15 protein-coding genes are annotated in these 18,910 nt (G+C 42.3%); 4 read left to right on the top strand and 11 right to left on the bottom strand.

Going from position 1 to position 18,910, the window contains the following annotated elements:
• Positions 1 to 58: 58 nt before the first annotated feature.
• From ACFSCZ_RS13575 to ACFSCZ_RS13560, 4 genes are all read right to left on the bottom strand, one after another.
• Entirely contained in the window at positions 59 to 811 is a 753-nt protein-coding gene (locus ACFSCZ_RS13575; protein WP_380774551.1) for a FixH family protein, read from the bottom strand.
• A gap of 192 nt (positions 812 to 1,003) precedes the next feature.
• Positions 1,004 to 2,746 (bottom strand): AAA family ATPase, encoded by a 1,743-nt coding sequence (locus ACFSCZ_RS13570; protein ID WP_380774550.1) that lies wholly within the window; start codon positions 2,744 to 2,746, stop codon positions 1,004 to 1,006.
• A 391-nt stretch (positions 2,747 to 3,137) separates the two neighbouring features.
• Positions 3,138 to 3,539 (bottom strand): methylglyoxal synthase, encoded by a 402-nt coding sequence (mgsA, locus tag ACFSCZ_RS13565; RefSeq protein ID WP_380774549.1) that lies wholly within the window; start codon positions 3,537 to 3,539, stop codon positions 3,138 to 3,140.
• A gap of 82 nt (positions 3,540 to 3,621) precedes the next feature.
• Positions 3,622 to 6,354 carry a GTP-binding protein gene (locus tag ACFSCZ_RS13560; protein WP_380774548.1) on the bottom strand — a complete coding sequence of 911 codons (2,733 nt, stop codon included), beginning with the start codon at positions 6,352 to 6,354 and terminating at the stop codon, positions 3,622 to 3,624.
• A 502-nt stretch (positions 6,355 to 6,856) separates the two neighbouring features.
• On the opposite strand from ACFSCZ_RS13560, the gene ACFSCZ_RS13555 reads away from it, so the two are divergent.
• On the top strand, positions 6,857 to 8,014 hold the full coding sequence (locus ACFSCZ_RS13555; protein ID WP_380774546.1) for a pyridoxal-phosphate-dependent aminotransferase family protein: 1,158 nt from the start codon (positions 6,857 to 6,859) through the stop codon (positions 8,012 to 8,014).
• Positions 8,007 to 9,623 (top strand): phosphoglycerate dehydrogenase, encoded by a 1,617-nt coding sequence (gene serA / locus ACFSCZ_RS13550; protein ID WP_380774545.1) that lies wholly within the window; start codon positions 8,007 to 8,009, stop codon positions 9,621 to 9,623. The genes ACFSCZ_RS13555 and serA overlap by 8 nt, the downstream gene beginning before the upstream one ends.
• Positions 9,624 to 9,675: 52 nt before the next feature.
• On the opposite strand, the gene ACFSCZ_RS13545 is transcribed toward serA, so the two are convergent.
• Positions 9,676 to 10,818, bottom strand: coding sequence for an HAD family hydrolase (locus tag ACFSCZ_RS13545; protein WP_380774544.1), 1,143 nt, complete (start codon positions 10,816 to 10,818; stop codon positions 9,676 to 9,678).
• A gap of 148 nt (positions 10,819 to 10,966) precedes the next feature.
• Between ACFSCZ_RS13545 and ACFSCZ_RS13540 the strand changes: the two genes are divergently transcribed.
• Complete coding sequence (locus tag ACFSCZ_RS13540) at positions 10,967 to 11,191, top strand: hypothetical protein (RefSeq protein ID WP_380774543.1); 225 nt, start codon at positions 10,967 to 10,969, stop codon at positions 11,189 to 11,191.
• Between the two features lie 96 nt (positions 11,192 to 11,287).
• On the opposite strand, the gene ACFSCZ_RS13535 is transcribed toward ACFSCZ_RS13540, so the two are convergent.
• On the bottom strand, positions 11,288 to 11,476 hold the full coding sequence (locus tag ACFSCZ_RS13535; protein ID WP_380774542.1) for a Fur-regulated basic protein FbpA: 189 nt from the start codon (positions 11,474 to 11,476) through the stop codon (positions 11,288 to 11,290).
• 159 nt (positions 11,477 to 11,635) lie between these two features.
• On the opposite strand from ACFSCZ_RS13535, the gene ACFSCZ_RS13530 reads away from it, so the two are divergent.
• On the top strand, positions 11,636 to 12,148 hold the full coding sequence (locus ACFSCZ_RS13530; RefSeq protein ID WP_380774541.1) for a QueT transporter family protein: 513 nt from the start codon (positions 11,636 to 11,638) through the stop codon (positions 12,146 to 12,148).
• 579 nt (positions 12,149 to 12,727) lie between these two features.
• Here ACFSCZ_RS13530 and ACFSCZ_RS13525 read toward each other — a convergent pair.
• From ACFSCZ_RS13525 to ACFSCZ_RS13505, 5 genes are all read right to left on the bottom strand, one after another.
• Positions 12,728 to 13,552, bottom strand: coding sequence for an STAS domain-containing protein (locus ACFSCZ_RS13525; protein ID WP_380774539.1), 825 nt, complete (start codon positions 13,550 to 13,552; stop codon positions 12,728 to 12,730).
• A gap of 152 nt (positions 13,553 to 13,704) precedes the next feature.
• Positions 13,705 to 14,667 carry a 2-hydroxyacid dehydrogenase gene (locus ACFSCZ_RS13520; protein WP_380774538.1) on the bottom strand — a complete coding sequence of 321 codons (963 nt, stop codon included), beginning with the start codon at positions 14,665 to 14,667 and terminating at the stop codon, positions 13,705 to 13,707.
• Positions 14,668 to 14,802: 135 nt separating this feature from the next.
• Positions 14,803 to 15,744 (bottom strand): agmatinase, encoded by a 942-nt coding sequence (gene speB, locus ACFSCZ_RS13515; protein WP_380774537.1) that lies wholly within the window; start codon positions 15,742 to 15,744, stop codon positions 14,803 to 14,805.
• A gap of 235 nt (positions 15,745 to 15,979) precedes the next feature.
• Positions 15,980 to 17,506, bottom strand: coding sequence for an NCS2 family permease (locus ACFSCZ_RS13510; protein WP_380774536.1), 1,527 nt, complete (start codon positions 17,504 to 17,506; stop codon positions 15,980 to 15,982).
• A gap of 294 nt (positions 17,507 to 17,800) precedes the next feature.
• Entirely contained in the window at positions 17,801 to 18,709 is a 909-nt protein-coding gene (locus ACFSCZ_RS13505) for a DMT family transporter (RefSeq protein ID WP_380774535.1), read from the bottom strand.
• Between the last annotated feature and the right edge of the window lie 201 nt (positions 18,710 to 18,910).

Genomic DNA, 18,910 nt, shown 5'->3' with positions numbered 1-18,910 from the left:
TACTTTTAACAGAATGGAAAAAGGAACGTCTGCACGATCCGGCAACGTTCCTTTTCCTTTACTTTACTTCCACTTGATGTTCCTCATGTTCGTGAAGCCCATCATCATTTTCAACATGTACTTGAATGGTGTACTTGCCAGCTTCGTTAAAATCATAGCTTCCGATGTATTCACCGGCCTGGGATTCCTTCGCATCAACAAATTCATGCTGGTCAACTTCATTTTCATGCCAAATTTCAAAACGAACCCGTGCGCCTTCCATTGGATGATCCCCATCCTGCAAATGCACCATCAGCTCTGTTTCTTTGCCTGCTGTCAATTCCTCAGTTTGTTCAAAGTGCATTCCAAAGCCTTCATGGTGGTCCCCATGTCCTTCATGATGATGAGCACTTGCATCGTCAACCGGAGCTCCCTCTCCAACCGTAACGGATTTTTTCGGCATCGTATGCAGGCCTCTGGCTGTTACATGAACTTGTACAGTGAAAACACCGTCATGGTCAAAAGACTTTTCTGCTTCATATGTTCCGTCTTTATTATTCTTGGCATCAATCATTTCACTGTCGTCTTTTTTTCCCTCTTCCCATACTTCAAATACTACTTCATCCGCATCTTTTATTGCTTCCTCACCTTGGGTAACAGTTGCTTTAAAAGACACACTTTCCCCTACACCAGCTGTTTCTTGTACTTCCAATTCTACTTCAAGCGGCTGCGGAATCTCCTCTTCCTCCGTCCCATTACTTCCATTTCCACAGGCAGCCATTCCAAAAACCAAAAGTATTACTGTCAAAATCATCAATAATGACTTTTTCATGGTTTATGTTCCTCCCTATTTTTTGATCCGTTCATTTTAGGCACAGCCCTCTTGTGGATCTTATTCTCATCATAACCTAAATACTGGCCCTTTTATCAGAGGATATATGGCTTTTTCGGGAAATGTACCGGCGACATTTTTTCAGATAAACAAAAAATCCCCTTATCTAAATGAGATAAGAGGATCCATTCATTATGAATTGATTAGGAATTCTTCCTTTTTCACATCAAAAGCTTCGCCATCTACGATTGCCTGTACCTCGGAGCCATCCAAAGTTTCTTTGACCATCAACGCTTCCACAAGATGTTCATATTCTTCTTTGTGCGCATCAATGATCAGCTCTGTTTTTTCTAATGCTTCTTGAAAAAGCTCTTGCATTCTCTTTTCTTTTTCCTGTTCTTGGAAAGTTAAAGTAAAACTATCCTGCAGCATACCTGTATCTACCATTTGTTCAAGCAGGCGCTTGGCTTGCTGTACGTCGCCACCGACACCAATACTGTGTTCGCCAAGGTATAGACGTTCAGCTACCCCGCCTGCTAAAATCATGCTGACTTGGTCAAGCAGTTCGCTTGCTGTGGTAAGCTGCATTTCTTTTTGGATGGGTGCCACATAGCCAAGAGCTTGGCCCCGTGGAATAATGGTAGCTTTTCTGACGGTCCCCGGCTTCGTGACCGCTTGAACAAGAGCATGTCCTGCTTCATGAATCGCAACACGTCTCTTTGTATCAGGATCATTCAAAGCACGTGAGGTGCTCCCCAGAATGGTACGGTCGATCGCATAGTCCAGATCGTCCTTATTAATTTGTTCTCTTCCTTCCCGGACAGCCTTTCTGCTGGCAGAGTCAAACAGCGAGCTGATTTGTGCACCCGAAAAGCCTGATGTACTTTCAGCAAGTGTTCCCAAGGAGGCTGCAACATCCCGGGCTAAATTCCTTCCCCTTGTATGAATGTCAATAATTTCCTTACGTCCTTTTGTATCTGGCAAAGGTACATGGAAAGTAAAGTCTATTCTTCCTGGTCGCAAAAAAGCATCATCCAGCATATCTTTTCTGTTTGTGGCTGCAATGAAAAGAATTCCTTCGTTATCGTGGCCGCCGTCCAGCTGGACAAGCAGCTCCGTTAATGTTTTTTCGGTCTCTTCTCCCCCGTGCGTTTTCCGTTTCCCGGCAAGTGCATCTACTTCATCTATAAAAATGACAGCCGGTTTCTGCTTTCTGGCATTTTCAAACAAGGAGCGAACACGCGAAGCACCTACCCCTACAAACAGCTCAGTAAAGGCAGAACCCGACGAAGAGAAAAAGGACGCACCAATTTCACGGGCAATGGCCTGCGCCAGCAATGTTTTTCCAGTACCCGGAGGTCCATAAAGCAAAATGCCTTTTGGTGCTTCAATACCGATTCTCGCAGATCTGTCCGGTTCTTTAATAATTTCCAGTGTCTGGAGTATCTCTTCCTTCATTTCTTCAGGCAAGCCCCCAACATCACTGAGCGTGATAGAAGGAAGCGGCGTTTCTTTGGATGTGCTGTTTTTCATCGCAGTGACGCCTATTTTTCCTTTTTTATGCAAAACGAACGCTGTTCCAAGCATGAGGACAATCAGGCCTCCAACGACCCAATTTCCCGCATGGCTGCCGTCCGAATATTGGTAGCTAATATGGTAAGTTTGGACAAGATCTTCCACTGTCTGGCTGTTCGGCCTTACATGGGAGATGTATTCACCGTCCGGAGTTTTAAGATACAGTGTCCCGTCGGACGTTTCCTTAAGTGAAACCAATTCACCATTTTGAGCTTGAATCGTGGCTTCCATTTCTTTGAATGGAATCACGGTTCCCTTATCCATTGTTTGGATCGCCCAAACGATGCACGCTGCGACGATGACAATAACACCGATGGCTAGAGGAACAATCTTCTTTGTGAATGTGGAATTCGATTTCACTCTTCCAGCTCCCTTAAAAAATATGAGTCTATATTGTAGTATAACATCTGATAGATAAATAGGCTATAAGTCATATTATGGCAGCTGTGTGACATGAGAGAGATTAAGATTTTGCTGATATGAAATAACGGACGCCCACCAAACTGTATGCGGGTTGGTCGCTTCACCCCCTGTCCAGTAGGTTTTCTCACCGAAGAAACCCTACCGTGGTTTGGGATGAGTTAATCCTTCGGGAGCATTTCTTACCGAAACCCTACCGTGTCTTAATTTGAGCCGTTGCTTCGGAAACATATGTTTTCAATATAGATTCTCCTACGGGATGCACTCCCCCAATGCCAGCACTTCATAAAAAAAAACAGCACTCCTTCAGGATGCTGTTTGGTCATTCATGTTACTCTTTGTGTACAACTGATCTCCAATCCAGATCTCCACGCTCCAGGCCACGGATCAGTAATTCGGCGGTTCCCATGTTGGTCGCCAGCGGTACCCCGTATACATCACTCAGTCTCATGAGCGCGGAAACATCCGGTTCATGTGGCTGCGCGGTTAGAGGATCACGAAGGAATATAATCAAGTCAATTTGTTTTTGGGCCACGAGTGCGCCGATTTGCTGGTCCCCGCCAAGGGGCCCGGATTCAAAACGCTCTATGTCCAGGCCGGTGATTTCCTGAATTCTCATTCCTGTTGTTCCTGTTGCATACAATTTGTGCTGTTCTAAAATATGTCGGTATGCCGTTGAAAATTGAACCATATCATCTTTTTTCTTGTCGTGTGCAATCAATGCGATGTTCACTGTTTTCCCTCTTTCCCTATAAGTTCCGGATCATCTTGCAGCAGTACCCATTATTGGGCCATGTTGTACAGGGGATATAGAATTAATGAACATACTTTTCATCTTTTGCCTGAAATTGGAGCCATTCCATTTGGCGAAGACGGACCTCAAACAATTTAACCGGATCCCGAAACATCTCAGGATGTGATTTCATCTCATCCAACATCGCCGTGTTATGATCGGCCTGTTCCTGATAAAACTCCGCTGATTTCTTCAAAACTGCAAAGGGTTCCCTGAAGAACAGCGAGATGTCCCTAGGTATTGCTTTTTCCAGGAGCTCAAATTGGCGGAAAAATTTATCAGCGATCGATTCAGCTGTCTCCGTAAAATCTTCATTTTCTATAAAGCTTTTATAACGATTATACATAATCGTCTGATTGGCAGGGATCACCCCAAATATTTTCCCTGCACTTTTCAGCAATACTTGCGCCGGAGTTCTTTTTAATAAAATATTTTCCTTATCGATTTGAATAATTCCTGTCATCCGGTCGGCATCTCTTTGCCAGTCCGCTAAAATCTGAAAATCACATTCCAGCCGGAGCCGATCCTGGCCCATTAAATCATTTAAACTGTCACTCCATTCAATTAAAAGTTCCTGTGCCCGGTTCAGCTCTTTCTCGGAAAAACTGATCCAATCCTGCAAAGAACTGATATATGTTGGATGGACTGTATATTGTACATACTCATCAATCCTTTTATTCATTTCTTCATTTAATTTTAAATGAATGCTGCCAAAATCACTGTCTTCCCGAAGAATATCAGCAGACTCTTTAATTAACTTCGGAATGGTCTGGAGCAGGTCTTTCCGCAGTTCGTCTTTTAACGATTTATACGCATTTTGAATGGTTTTCGTCTTTTCTTCTTCTATATCATACAGCTGGTTGACCGCTCCCTTAAGCCTTGCCAGTAAATCTTCATCATGCTGTATGGATTGATGAAGATCATCTTCTATCTTGGCCTGCTGTTCCAACAAGTGCTTAATGATTCCCCTTATAAAAAACAGCATGTTCCCGGTCCGCAGCCGGACATTAGGGTTCCCGGAGAAATGATCCTCCATAAACCGGGCAAGCCCCTGCTGCTGCTGTACATCGTTTCCATCCGGTGAATAAGTGATCAATCCTGACTCTGGGAAGTATTGATGAATCCTCTTACTTAATTCTTCCATTTTTTCGGTGGACAATAGATTATCTTTCTTTAACACAAAGTGGATAGGGCACAATGGAATCTTTTCTTTTACTTTTAACAGGAATTCACATTCTTCAGCGGAAAATGGTTCTGCCGAGTTCAGAACAAATAACAGGGCGTCACTCATTCTTACATAGTCATGGAAGTGTTCACTATTGCTAAAGATGTCCTTGTCAGGATATTCAATGACTGCCGTATGATGATCATGTAAAAATGGGTACCGTGCTGTATATTTCATAAGGGCATCACGTCTATGCTCAAATTCCATCCATTCGCTGCTATTGGTAACGGTGGTTATCCCTTCATTTGAAATAAGCTGCAACTGCGTTTTTTCACCGTCCTGGTACATGACGGGAATCGGGCTGCCCATAAAATCACCGTTCCCTTGATTCAGCATTAAGTGAATAAATGAAGTTTTTTCACTTGCTGACTTTCCTGCTACGATGATGCGGCGTGACTGTAGATCCGTCAGCTTATTGAGACTCCACTCAAACCTTGGATGAAGGTTGAGGTTTCGGCTGCCGGCCCAGCCCTGAATGGATTTGGCCAATGCCGAACTATCTTTTATCAATGGTTCAACGCCTGCTGTTTGAGATAAAGATCCCTGTGCAGCCTGAACCGTCTTTTCGTCCATGTGTCCGGCAAATACATCATTCCAGGCCAATACAGCTGTTGCTGCGAATGTTCCCTCAGCTCTATTTCCCAGTTTCATCCATGCGCGAAGCAAGTTCGGCATAATGTCCGTAAGCTCCGACAAATAATATCGTCCCGACAGGAGTTGTCTAAATGAATCCTCCATAAGGAGCGGCAGTGATTTCCAATGATGATTTGATGGTATATCCGGATCCAGCAGTATAATTGTTGCTTCAGTGATCCATAAAAGAAAATCTTCCTCTTTTTCTCTATGTTTTTCCCAAAGGGCTTCCATCAACTGCTCAAAAATAGATACATCTACTTTTTGTGCCAAATAAAGAATGGGTACAAAGTGCGAGGGACCAAACGAAACGGTTTGTCCATCTTCAATAAAGGTGTGCAGCTTTTTGAACCACTCCGGAGCCTTCGTCCGAGCTGCCTCTTTGACGGCAAGTTCAACAGCACTGTTCCAGTCTTTACGTTCTTCAAAAAATGCGCATGCCAATTCTGTTACATTCTGGTAGTCCGGATGAATGGCTACTGCATTTTTAATCATCTGATCCGCCTCTTCATACTTGTTTTGTTCCAAGTATAAAGTGAACAACTGTAAAGCAATCTCAGTATTTAATACGAGAGAATCTGTTGTGATGGATTTGTAAATATCTTCGGCTGTGTCTAACAGTTCCAACTCAAAATATGCATCAGCCATATTTTTCTTTGCCCACGGCTCCAGCTCATTATGTATATTTTCCCATTTGAAAATAGCCGCTTCAAAATCACTGTTATGAAAATAAACCTCCCCTTGGGCAAATCGGATATAGGAAAGGTCTGACATTTCTTTTTTTTGCTCTTTTACATACAGCTCTCCCAGCTGGCGAATGGGATGATCTTCCAAGTCCCCTTGCAAGAACTTTCTTTCATAATAAGTCTTGGTAACTAAACTGTCTTCTATTTTCAATTCCTTCACCCGCCTGTCTGTAGATATCGTTTTCTTCATATTACTATATTTTTATGAGAGAATCTTGTATGAATCACTTTTCATTGATTACAATATATGTAAACGGATACATCTCTTTGCAGGCATTTTTCTATATTTTATCCCTTTTTATTACTGAAACAATGTGCTAAAATGTTTTCTATAAATGAATCAGTGCACAATGTAATGACGGAGACGGCTATGAAGTTAAAACTTAAGAGAGTCGGTGGCGGGTGAAAACCGGCGTTTTAACTTCAAGCAGCCCAGCACTCCGGAACAGGCCCATGGCCCGGCTTATGCCGTTATCTTCTCGAGACTGTTACAAGTATGCGTCGTGGAATGGACGGCAACGGGCACCTTTACGCATGACTTAGAACAGTGAACGAGGGTGGCACCACGGATAATCGTCCCTCATAACAAGACACATCCCTGTCTGTTATGGGGGGTTTTTCATTTACTTTACATTTGAAAGGATGAACAATCAGTGTTTTTAGACAAAGAGTATTTGTTTACACCAGGACCGACTCCCATACCCAACCGGGTAAATGTTGCGATGAGCAAGCCTATGATTGGACACCGCAGCGCAGAATTTCCTGTTTTACTTGAGGATGTAGCAACAAGGTTACAACCGGTATTCGGATCAGACAACCCGGTTTGTATCTTATCAGCAAGTGGAACAGGCGCTTTGGAAGCAGCTGCTGTCAATACGATCGAGCCTGGAGACCACGTGGTTGTTATTGTGGGAGGAGCTTTTGGAGACCGTTTTGCGAAAATCCTTGAAGCCCACGGTGCCAATGTCCATCGGCTTGAAGTGGAATGGGGAACAGTTTGTCAGCCTGAACAGCTGGAAGATTTTATTACATCAGCCAATTACCAGGTTAAGGCTGTTTTCGCTACATACTGTGAAACCTCTACAAGCGTCATTCATCCGATCAATGAACTTGGTGAAGTGACAAAGCGTGTATCTGATGCTCTATTCATTGTTGATGGTGTAAGCTGCATTGGAGGCGTACCGGCAGATATGGCGGGTTGGAACATTGATATTTTAGTTTCCGGATCACAAAAAGCCTTAATGCTGCCCCCTGGATTAGCATTTGTAGCTGTCAGTGACCATGCAAAAGAAGTGATGAAAAACAACAAGGCTGCCCGCTTCTACTTTGACTTGAACCGGTATTTTGATGCTTATGAGCAAAAGAAGTCCACACCATTTACTCCTGCCGTTTCTTTAATCTATGGTGCCCAGGAGGTATGCCAAATGATCGAAGAGGAAGGACTGGATAACGTCATTAAACGTCATGATCTATTAAAAACAATGACACGTGAAGGTATCAAAGCACTGGATATTCCACTTCTCACTTCAGATGAGATAGCATCTCCGACGGTCACAGCAGTAAAGCCAGAAAATGGAAAAGCAAATGAGATGAAAAAAATGATCAAAGACAAATTTAATATTTCTTTGGCAGGAGGCCAGCAAAAACTGTCAGGCGAAATTTTCCGGATCGGCCATATGGGATATTGCACACCGTATGATGTATTAACTGTGTTAACAGCTGTTGAAATGACTGTAAAAGCAATAGATGGCAAAGATGTACTGGGCGCGGCCACTAAGAGAGCACAGGAGGTTTGGTCTGAACATGTATAAGGTTATCGTAACAGATTCAATTAGCGACAGTGGATTAAAAGCACTATATGATCATCCCAATTTTACTGTAGATAAAAAATCTGGCTTGTCTCCGGAAGAGTTAAAAGAAATCATCAAGGACTATGATGCGTTAATCGTCCGAAGCCAAACACAGGTAACAGAAGATCTCCTCAATGCAGCCGAAAAGCTGCGGGTCGTCGCCCGTGCAGGTGTTGGTGTAGATAATATCGATATTAACGCTGCGACAAGAAAAGGGATTCTCGTGATCAACGCTCCCGGAGCCAACACCATTTCTGCAGCTGAGCACACCATGGCGATGATGCTTTCCCTGGCTCGCAGAATCCCCCATGCACACATGTCCACTTCTGCAGGGAATTGGGACCGGAACGCTTTTAAAGGGGTTGAACTGTACGAGAAAACCCTCGGTGTCATCGGAATGGGTAAAATCGGTGCTGAAGTAGCGAAAAGAGCTCAAAGATTTGGAATGAAAATTCTCGGTTATGATCCTTATTTGACAGAAGAACGTGCAAATCAGATGAACATCACAAAAGCGACTTTGTATGATATTGCTCGGGAAGCAGACTTTATCACCGTTCATACACCGCTGACCAAAGATACGAAAGGATTAATCAACGATGATTATCTCGCCAAAACGAAAAAAGGCGTACGGATCATTAACTGTGCACGCGGCGGGATCATCGATGAGGATGCTTTAGTACGCGGATTAAATTCCGGACAAGTGGCGGGGGCTGCCATCGATGTTTTTGAAACGGAACCAGCATCCAACCAAGAGCTGCTCAGCCATCCACATGCGATTGTCACTCCACACTTGGGTGCATCCACTGTTGAGGCTCAGGAAAAAGTGGCGCAGGAAGTCAGTGAAGAAATCATTGATATTTTTGAAACCGACTCAATCCATCATGCGATCAACATGCCGCAGGTTTCCGGTGAAACTCAAAAGAAACTTCAGCCTTTTATTGATTTGGGAGAGCAAATTGGCATACTTGCTATCCAACTGCTGAAAAATGCTCCTGATAAAATTGATATCCATTACTATGGAAATCTTGCAAAAGAAGATAACAATCTTCTGACACGAACGATGATCAAAGGTATTTTATCTTACCATTTGAGTGATTCTGTCAATATGGTAAACGCCCTTCACCTTTTGAATGATCAGGGAGTTTCTTTCAACGTAATGAAAAATCCGGAAAGCAAAGGGTTTGCAAGCTATATGGAATTGACCCTTCACCATGGAGATCACCATTCAACCATCGGAGCGACGGTCCTGAACGGGTACGGAGCACGCATTGTGAAAATGAATGAGTACAGGGTGGATGTCCGCCCAGAACGTTATCTGCTCTATATTGAGCATCACGACGTTCCTGGCATGATCGGCCGTGTCGGCTCCATTCTCGGCAACCATGACATTAACATCGGCACCATGCAGGTAGGTAGAGCAGAAGCAGGCGGCGATGCCAATATGGTGCTTACGCTTGATAAGAAAGTAAATGATGAAGTAGCCAAAGAACTCGTGGAAATGGATGGATTGAAAGCTGTTCAGTTCCTTGAAATCCCTAATGGGCATCTCCCTGCTTATAATATGCAATAATGAAATGAAAAGATCCTGCCACTAATGGACAGGATCTTTTTTAATTTCAATATTATTTTGTCATAGACTGTACAACTTCCTTCACACCGAGTACCCCATCCAAAATATAATCCGCCTGGTGCTCCTCAAACTCTGCTCTGGCTTCCTGGCCGGATAAGCCGGTAAGAACAGCTGCAAACAAGCAGCCCATCTCCTTTGCGGCTATCAAATCTGCCAGGGAATCACCGACAATGAGAGTTTCCTCCCCATTTTCAACAGGAAGCTTTTCGTTCAGGCATTCCTGGTCAGACTTCTGCTTACAGGACAATGCCTTAATATATGTAAAAGGATGCGGTTTAGAAAGGGGCGCATGTTCAGGGAAGCTGCGCTCGGCCCTTAATACATCATCTGCTGTAACAATATTATTGATATCAAAATAATCAAGCCAGCCCAGTGCCCTAAATGGTTCGATCGTTTCCAATTCAGGACGTCCTGTCCCAATTCCAATCCTGACACCACTTTTGCTAAGTGTGTAAAACAGTTCTCCAACCGATTCTTTGTCTGCCAGTACTTTTTCATCCGACATAAAACCGGCTTTTCCGGTTTGAACCGATGGTTTTCCGGTTGATTGGATGATATGTTTGTCACCAACATACCATTCTTGGGAAGCATGCTCGCACGTATACCAAAGTTCATTCATTTTTCCAAACATAGTAGTTTCAATGCCAAGCTTCTCTTTAGCCAGGTGGTCCAAATGATCCATGAGCCCTTTTTTCGATAGCTCAGCATTTGCAAAATCATCTAGGAAGGCAGTAAAATCAATTGAGATATCTTTGCCGGACAAAGTGTTTCCTATTTCCATCAAGACAGAGCGGTCAATTTCATTTTTCAACCATTTCTCCAAACTGCAGCCTAACTCACCTTTTGCTTGTTCCAGCAAATACAAGATCTGATAGGAAGCTGTCAGGTAAATCATATCCCAGTTAGCGTTCACACCGCCTGCTTTGATCAGCTTCAAAACTTGGTCGTCAACAAAGACGTCCCTTCGGATTTTTTCAATCTCTTCATCTGCAGGATCTGCTTTAAATTTATCAGGCCTCAATCCCATATATTTACTGCTGTATAAAACTTCCCATACAGTCAGTGCGGACATATCAAAATAGCGTTCTTCGCTTAATAACACTCCGTCCACATCGAATAATACCGTCTTTACCATTGTATTCTCCTTTGGTCTGCTTTTTTCCTATAGTGTAACATAGGAAGAATTGGAATGCTCTATGAATCATAATCTTTGAATTTCCGTAATGGTGTCATACATAAATTTGTTCATATCACCCATGATAACTACAAAGGAGATGATAAGAATGCCGCGTAAGACAGATAATATTCATTCAAATACCACACCTCATTCTGATGGTAAGTATGAAAGCATCATTAACGACCCCACAGCAACGCAAGGTTCAAAAGCAGGTGTTTTTATGGATCGTGAACAAAAGAAGCAACATCCTCTTCAACTTTCTAATACAAATAATAAAGATATGAAAGAATTTGAACAGCTTCTGCGCGGAGATGCATTGGATGAGTTGTAAGTATGAACAGCCCTTTTCCCCGAGAAGGAAAAGGGCTGCTGCCAGATTGTGATTGACGCAGGGAATCAGTCGTTTACCTGCTGCATGTATATATAACTATGAGGTGAAGGTGATAAAGTGGAGGGAGTCCATTTGGCTATGCGGGTGGCTCTTTGATTTAACTCTTCTGTATTTTCTTTCCAGCTCTCTCAGTGACAGTTCATCATCTTTTTGGCTCAGCATTCCCATAATCATCAACTTATCCATCAGCCATTTGCGTCTGTGTTCCGAAACTTGGTTGTTCATGAGCCTCTCCCCTTTTATTAATAAATCCGATCAACCCGTTTAACCTTATTCTAAAACATATTAATCCCATCTGTCAACTGTGAATTGATATTGATTTACTCTGTTCATTGAATTTGGGTATAATATGTAAGCATTTGAACGTAAGGGGAGAATTTGTGAATGAATATCAAAACACTTGCGGTCAATGGAATTTTGGCGGCATTATATATTGCGGTTTCTTTTTTTATACAGCCATTCGGCTTCACTAACATTCAGTTTCGTATATCGGAAATCTTCAACCATTTAGTAGTCTTTAATAAAAACTATATTTATGGAATTGTCATCGGCGTATTTTTGACAAACCTTTTATTTTCTCCGCTTGGGGTATATGACCTTGTTTTTGGAGTTGCCCAGTCAATTATTGCCCTTTTGATTACAATTGCTTCCGCTAAATATATAAAAAATATTTGGCCAAGAATGATCTTGAATACACTTGTTTTCACTTTCACGATGTTCCTGATTGCATTTGAGTTGAATTTAGTGCTTGGCTTTCCGTTCTTCGTTACATGGTTTACAATAGCCGTTGGAGAATTTGCCGTCATGATTGCCGGAGCTCCTGTTATTTATTACTTAAATAAGAGGATTCGCTTTGATAAGTTAATCTCAGAGGAAGATGGGACAAACCGGTTTTAAACAAGATCATTCAAGCTTACCCGCTCCGCAAATATTTTCCACTTTCCTCGGTCGGCCGGTGGGACCCCTCATGCTGTTGCACTGGGAGGTCTCACCGAGGTCATGCCTCCCGCAGAGTCGTCGTACTGTTCCTGCAATAATGTCGTCATAGTTCGAATTTGGCTTTATTATATCCGGATGAATAAGGAAATCCTCATGCCCCTGTATAGCAGTGAAGACAACAGGCATAGCGAAATGAATATAGCCATATTATACGGAACATAAAGTACAACTCATAAATGAACCATCGCAATTTTGTGGAGAATCAAACAAAAGCTTCCTCGAATAGTTTGTGTCCGAACCCCGAATCATATCCTGCCGCTTATCTTAATAGTGATAGCGGACCGGTGCGCCCTGTGCTTTCTGCATCGCTATTTTCCGTACCTTTGTTTATAACCAATTTTTGTGTATCCTTTCTGTATAGAAGAATTTTTCTTGTTTCTCACTCCTCTCCGTCACTGTTTTTTAAATAAAGCTGCTTTCAAGTAAAAAAAAGAACCGCAGTTCCTGCGACTCCGGTTAAAATGGGACTATGCCCGTCTATGATAAATAATCTTTCAAAGCCTGTTGAAGGGTCCCTTTCATAATGGCCCTGTCTCCAAAAGTAATACCGAGATCAATCATTTTTCTGACAATGATCGGATGAAGGCCTGTGAGGATCGCTTCGCAGCCCATTAATTCAATACCATCGATAATTTTCAGGAATCGGTCAATAATTTCAGGTTCCATATTTGCGATTCCGGACATATCGATCATCAATGCTTGAATGCGAAGCTTAGAAATTTCCATTAAAACCTTTTCTTCAATTCTTACAGCTCGTGCTTCATCAATTTCTCCTATTAAAGGAAGAACACATATATCTTTATTGATAGGAATAATAGGAACGGATAGGTTATCAACAATCTCTCTTTGTACCTCCAGCAGCTCATCTTTATATTTGGAATAACTGAGAAAAAATGTGTTTAAAAACTGATCTATATTGTGGTTGATCAATTTTTCCATGGAATAAAACTGTTCAATATTTGCCTTTTCAGGATTTTTGCTGTCAAAATGGTGCAGAAATTTCCAAATTGTACGGCGGATGGCCTGTACCCACTCTAATTTAAAAGCCAGTGTCAAAGAATGGCTTGCCCATGCTTTTCCCTCCTGAACGGCGAAGTCAACAAGTTCTTTTTCACGGTCTTCTATAACGTACATTACTGTTCTATGGGCATTTTCTAAAAGGTTAATATTGCCGATGACCCGTATATCGTCTATTTTATCCCGTACATTGACAGCTTCTTTTAGCAGTCTTTCTTCAAATGCTTCTTTATTTTTTTTGAAAAAATCATGTAAGGACATATCCTCCTGATATACAATATCCACATGCATCCCTCATTTTCTATAGTATTCATGCAGCAGCTGTCGATTCATATATTTATATTTTGTAAATATCGTATCAAAATCTTAATTAGCGGTAAAATGGTTTGATTGGAAGAACGAAATGATCCGTTGCTTTATACATACAAGGCCCGCTCTTAAATGACCCGGTTTTCAGGTTCCTTACCCGTTAATGCAGCGACAAGGTTCTCTGCAGCTTTCATTGCCATCGCTTCGGTTGTTTTTCTGGTGGCTGAACCAATATGTGGAGTCGTTACTACATTTTTCATTTGAAGGAGCGGGTGATCCTTGGTCACAGGTTCCTGTTGGAATACGTCCAGTGCAGCAGCATAAATTTCTTTGTTTTTGAGTGCTCTGATCAGCGCATCCTCGTCTACGGTCTGTCCCCTGGAGACATTAATAAAAATGGCAGATTCCTTCATCAGTTGAAACTCTCTTTCCCCAATCATTCCTTCTGTCTCCGGAGTCAGCGGCGTTAATAACATGACAAAATCTGATTGCTGTAAAAGCGTGTCCAAATCGGCGTACTTTACTCCAAGCTCCTTTTCAGCCTTTGGCTTTTGCCTTCGATTGCAGTACAAAACCTCCATATTAAATCCGAGCCTTGCTCTTTTGGCAACAGCTTCTCCAATTCGACCCATGCCAATAACTCCAAGTGTTGCACGATGTACGTCAACTCCCAAAAATGGTCCGTCCCACGATTGTGGTGTCCATTGTCCAGATTTCACCAACTGATCTAGCTCCGATATTCTCCTCGCTGCTGCCAACATTAAACCAACAGCCAGGTCAGCGACGGTTTCATCCAGAACTCCTGGAGTATTTGTTCCAATCACGTTATGTTTCTTCATTGCTTCGAGATCAAAATTGTTATAGCCAACTGACTTATTGCTGACAACTTTTAACTTAGGGGCGTGATGTAATAAATTCTCTGTAATTCTTCTTCCCGACGTCAGCAGTCCGTCAACATCAGCAATTTCTCTTAATAAATCATCTCTCTTTATCGGCTCTTGTTCCTCCCACACTTTAATATCACAGTGCTGCATCAAGTAGTCCTTTACTTCCTGTGAAATGGGCATGGAAACAAACACTTTTGGCTTCATTTTGGTTCCTCCTCGCCGGTTATTTCCGACTGTTCCCGCAAATGTTATTGTATCGCTAGGGCTGTATCTTGCCAACAAGGTGAGGGACGTATCTCGTAAACTTATAATAACTAACCCAATAAAAATTTTCTTTTTTTATCCAGAAGAATAGCTTCCTCTCATTTGTTTCCTTTTTCTAAGATGATGGCCCCAGCATTCTGTCAATATTTTTCTTGCTGCAAATACCGAAAGAGCGGAATCATCCAATTGTGGCGATACCTCCACGACATCAAACCCAATAACAGGAAGTTCAAACAAACCATATAAAAGGTCAAGCAACTCACGGCTGTTCAGGCCGCCAAATTGCGGGGTTCCGGTTCCAGGAGCATAGGCCGGATCCAAAGAATCGATATCCACTGTAATATAAACTTTTTCAAACCTTGACATTTTTTCTTTAATCATCTTCAATGCTTGCTCCACGCCATCTCTGCGTATTTCCAGCGCTTTGATGATATTCATCTCATGATTGTTAATAAATTCGAGTTCCTCTGATTCAACCGAACGGACCCCGACAAAAAAAATACTATCCGTACCGGAAACATTTTTCAGATCCAAAGCCCTCCTTTGCGTAGAGCCATGTGAGAGCAAGTCGCCTCCCATTTCATGGCACAAGTCAAAGTGAGCATCTATATGAACAATGCCTAAAGGCTGATCCAGCGCTTGATCGATCCCTTTTAATACAGGGATTGTTGTGGAATGGTCCCCTCCAATCATCGTCAACAGCTTTCCGGATTTTACAATAGAAGCGGCAATGTCTTCTGCTTGCTGAAACATTTCATCGCGGCTGTCACCTTTTACATCCCCAAGATCTAATATTTTTAGAGAAGATAAATCCTCCCATCGCTCGGTAGTTGGCGGAATTGTATATGTAATATTGCGTATGGCCGCCGGGCCGTCTTTAGCCCCGGAGCGGAAACTGACTCCCCCATCATAGGGAATCCCATAAACGACAATATCTGCTTCATCCATTTCTATCCCCGGACGGTTTAACCCTGCCCATATAGCCTCTTGGCGGATCATATCTGCTACTTTTTTCAAGTATATTCCCTCTTTCCGATTCAGTACTTTATTTTTTATATATGGTAAGCCCTTACATCAGGTGTTGTACTACTATCCTACATAGATTTTTTACGTTTGGGAAGTACTAAAGATGAATAGACTATAAAACAATAAAACTTACTATCTTTTTCATTTGCTCCTATCCCCATAATTAAAAAAGCACCTCCTGCCGGGCCTATTCCCCGGAAGAGGTGTTTCTTATTTGTTACTATCATTACCCGCTCTTTTCCTCTACGATTGGTTCATCCATGCCCGGCTCGGACATCACCCTTACTCCTTTATAGGCATAATAGGCAAAGTAGGCAGCCATAAGAAGGTAGCCTATTTCATAAGCCGGCGCCGCATTAATGGACATTTCAGGAGCGTGCATGATGCCAAAGAAGGATAATATGAATCCAACAATGGAAAAGACAGCTGCCTTTTTGAATTCATGATCAATCACATATACCGTAATAGCTCCCAGTATAATCCCTGAAAACATAGCTCCTTGCCCCAAAGGCACGATTGCTTCCGAAACACCGCTGACCACTTCTCCTGCATCAGAATTAAAGCGAGTCATAATGTAATTTGCGAAATAAGGCAGCATCGCGATGGCGACTGCCATAAAATACTTAACCTGATTGGCTTGGAATGCAGTGGCAATCATAGATATTCCGACAAATACGAGTATCGGTGCAATTGCAGAAATTGGAATAATGCTTGAAATGGCTGCTATCAGCCCGAACATGGCGGCAAACACATAGACAATTCCATTTAATATACTGTAGCCGCGTCCCGCTCCCATCCATTTCGATCCAACAGAAGCCATATAAACAGTTGTCGGGAAAGCTCCTCCAAAAAAGGTGCCGAGGACAGTCCCTACTCCATCAACTGCCATACATTCTCTAACATCATATTTATCACCCAATGTTCCGACAGCTTCTACGTTGTTCATCGTTTCAACTGCATTATAAATCGTAATAGGCACTAGAACAGCTAATACGGCCGTCATGGTTGTAAACAGCAGGGCAGCTCCTTCAAAAGCTGCTATGGTCGGAATAAATGGATAAAATCCCAGATCCCCTAGTCCTTCAGAAACCTGTGCAAAACTGGACTGCCCTAATGCGTAAGCAAGAATGGTGCCGATAATGATGGCAAACAATGAAGCAGGGATATTAAACGGCATGGCAATCTTTCCGATAATCCCGACAATGACGATCGCTAAAACTACGAGCCCCACAATGGGGATTTCAAACGTTTTGAATAACATTTCACCGGCAATGAAAGCCAGGGCAATTCCCGCTAATGCCCCAAGCATGGCTGCCCTCGGAATATGACGATGCACCCAATTTCCTATAAAACTGACTAAAATTTCGATGAGTCCACTAATTAAACATGCTCCCACTGCAATCTTCCAAGCAAGATCCGGATCGTCAACCAGTGTTTTTGCAGGGAGCAGCACGCCAAACAGAAAAACAAACATGACAGGTGTGCTGATTCCATAGGCCAAGGCCGTAACATCCGCCCGCCCTTCTTTTTTTGCCAGTCGGTTCGCTGTATAGGCATAATATAAGTTCCCGACCAAAACCGCTATAGCAGCCCCCGGAATAACTTTTCCAAATACAATTTCTTTTGGAAAACCCATTCCCAGCATGCTTACAGCAATGATCACAAAATCTGCGAGGTTGTTTTGAAACAAGGCGAAGAATCCATCCATATCCTCCCGTTTGAACCATGGATATTGTACAGCTGACTTGTTCAAGAAAATACACCTCCAGCTTTTTTATTAGACCTTGGTTGCCCTACCTTTGCCAGTTAAAAAATGTTTGAATTTACAGAAAAGTCACCTCCGTATTATTCTATTAAAAAAGCCGCAGATTTAAGACATGAAAAAACATGCCTTTAAATCTGCGGCTTCTTAAACACCATAAAATGGAATTTAAGCGGCCTGTCCATATGATTCGGTCTAAATGTTATATATATTGTCTATTATAAATTTAATAAGTTTCAAGGTCAATGATTATTCTAAAAATTTTTAATAATTGTGCTTACTTTCTCAGCCTAAGGACTCCTTTGATTTTTCTGATACAGATGATCCAAAGGAACGGGCGGTCATCATGACACCGCAAATGACAACTCCAACACCAAACAGTTGCATGAAGGTAATCGGCTCTCCCAACCATAGATAGGCGCCTATCATCGTGGCAACAGGCAGGAAGTTTAGGAAGACGGAAGCTTTGGAAGGTCCGAGCAATTCTACCCCCCGATTGTAAAAGATCAAAGCAACGACAGATGGAAATATCCCCAAATATAATAAACCGGTGATCAGTTGGCCATTCCATGCAGGCATACTTACAAAATACCATTCCAACGCTGCAGCCGGGAACAAAACAACAACAGAAATACCCGACATAAGCATCACAGCGCCATATTGCGGGAACAAATGCATGTATTTTTTCACAGATATTGAGTAGACGGCCCACATCACAATAGCACCAATCATGAGTGTGTCACCCACATTCCAGCCTCCGTTAAAGAGCATAATCCATTTTCCGTCAGTGACAACACATACTGCTCCTATCAATGACAGGAAGACTCCCGCCCACTGGATTTTGTGGAGCCTCTCCTTTAATAAAAATGCACTCAGGAATACTGTTGCTGCCGGGATAGATGCTTCCAGTACGGACACCTTTGTTGCAGTTGTATAGTTTAACGCAGCATATAGAAATACATTAAAAAAACAGACACCCGTTAAGGTCATAACCATAAGAGGCTTTTTATGTTTTAAAAAAACATTCCGATGTTCCCATGTACTCCGTACACCAATTGGAAGGAGTAAAACAAATGCGATGACAAGCCGAAAAAATGACATTGTCAAAGGCGGTACTTCATTCACGGCCTTTCCGACAAGAATATTTCCTGCATAAAAAATGACAACCCAGATCATAAGAATATAAGCAACCATTTTAAGGCTCTCCTTCAACAATCATTCTTTCTCCACTCTATCATAAAAGAAAAAAAGAAAGAGCCCTTAAAAAGAGCTCAGGCTGTCGAGAAACCCTCGACAGCCTTTTTAATTATTTATAATATTTGTTCTTTCACCGTTTTAATTTGTTAAAATAAAAATAACAAAATATGGCGGTGATAAAGTTGCTCCATACAAAAT

It is taken from the genome of Siminovitchia sediminis (genome assembly GCF_042680885.1).
GTDB lineage: Bacteria > Bacillota > Bacilli > Bacillales > Bacillaceae_C > Siminovitchia > Siminovitchia sediminis.
Note: the sequence above shows the minus strand (reverse complement) of the source record. Positions and strands in the feature narration are given on the sequence as shown.

Coding starts and splice junctions, on each gene's coding strand:
- ACFSCZ_RS13520 (WP_380774538.1), bottom strand. CDS start 14,667: ATGAAGCCAAAAGTGTTTGTTTCCATGCCCATTTCACAGGAAGTAAAG.
- ACFSCZ_RS13530 (WP_380774541.1), top strand. CDS start 11,636: ATGAATATCAAAACACTTGCGGTCAATGGAATTTTGGCGGCATTATAT.
- ACFSCZ_RS13545 (WP_380774544.1), bottom strand. CDS start 10,818: ATGGTAAAGACGGTATTATTCGATGTGGACGGAGTGTTATTAAGCGAA.
- ACFSCZ_RS13540 (WP_380774543.1), top strand. CDS start 10,967: ATGCCGCGTAAGACAGATAATATTCATTCAAATACCACACCTCATTCT.
- serA (WP_380774545.1), top strand. CDS start 8,007: ATGTATAAGGTTATCGTAACAGATTCAATTAGCGACAGTGGATTAAAA.
- ACFSCZ_RS13575 (WP_380774551.1), bottom strand. CDS start 811: ATGAAAAAGTCATTATTGATGATTTTGACAGTAATACTTTTGGTTTTT.
- ACFSCZ_RS13505 (WP_380774535.1), bottom strand. CDS start 18,709: ATGGTTGCTTATATTCTTATGATCTGGGTTGTCATTTTTTATGCAGGA.
- ACFSCZ_RS13535 (WP_380774542.1), bottom strand. CDS start 11,476: ATGAACAACCAAGTTTCGGAACACAGACGCAAATGGCTGATGGATAAG.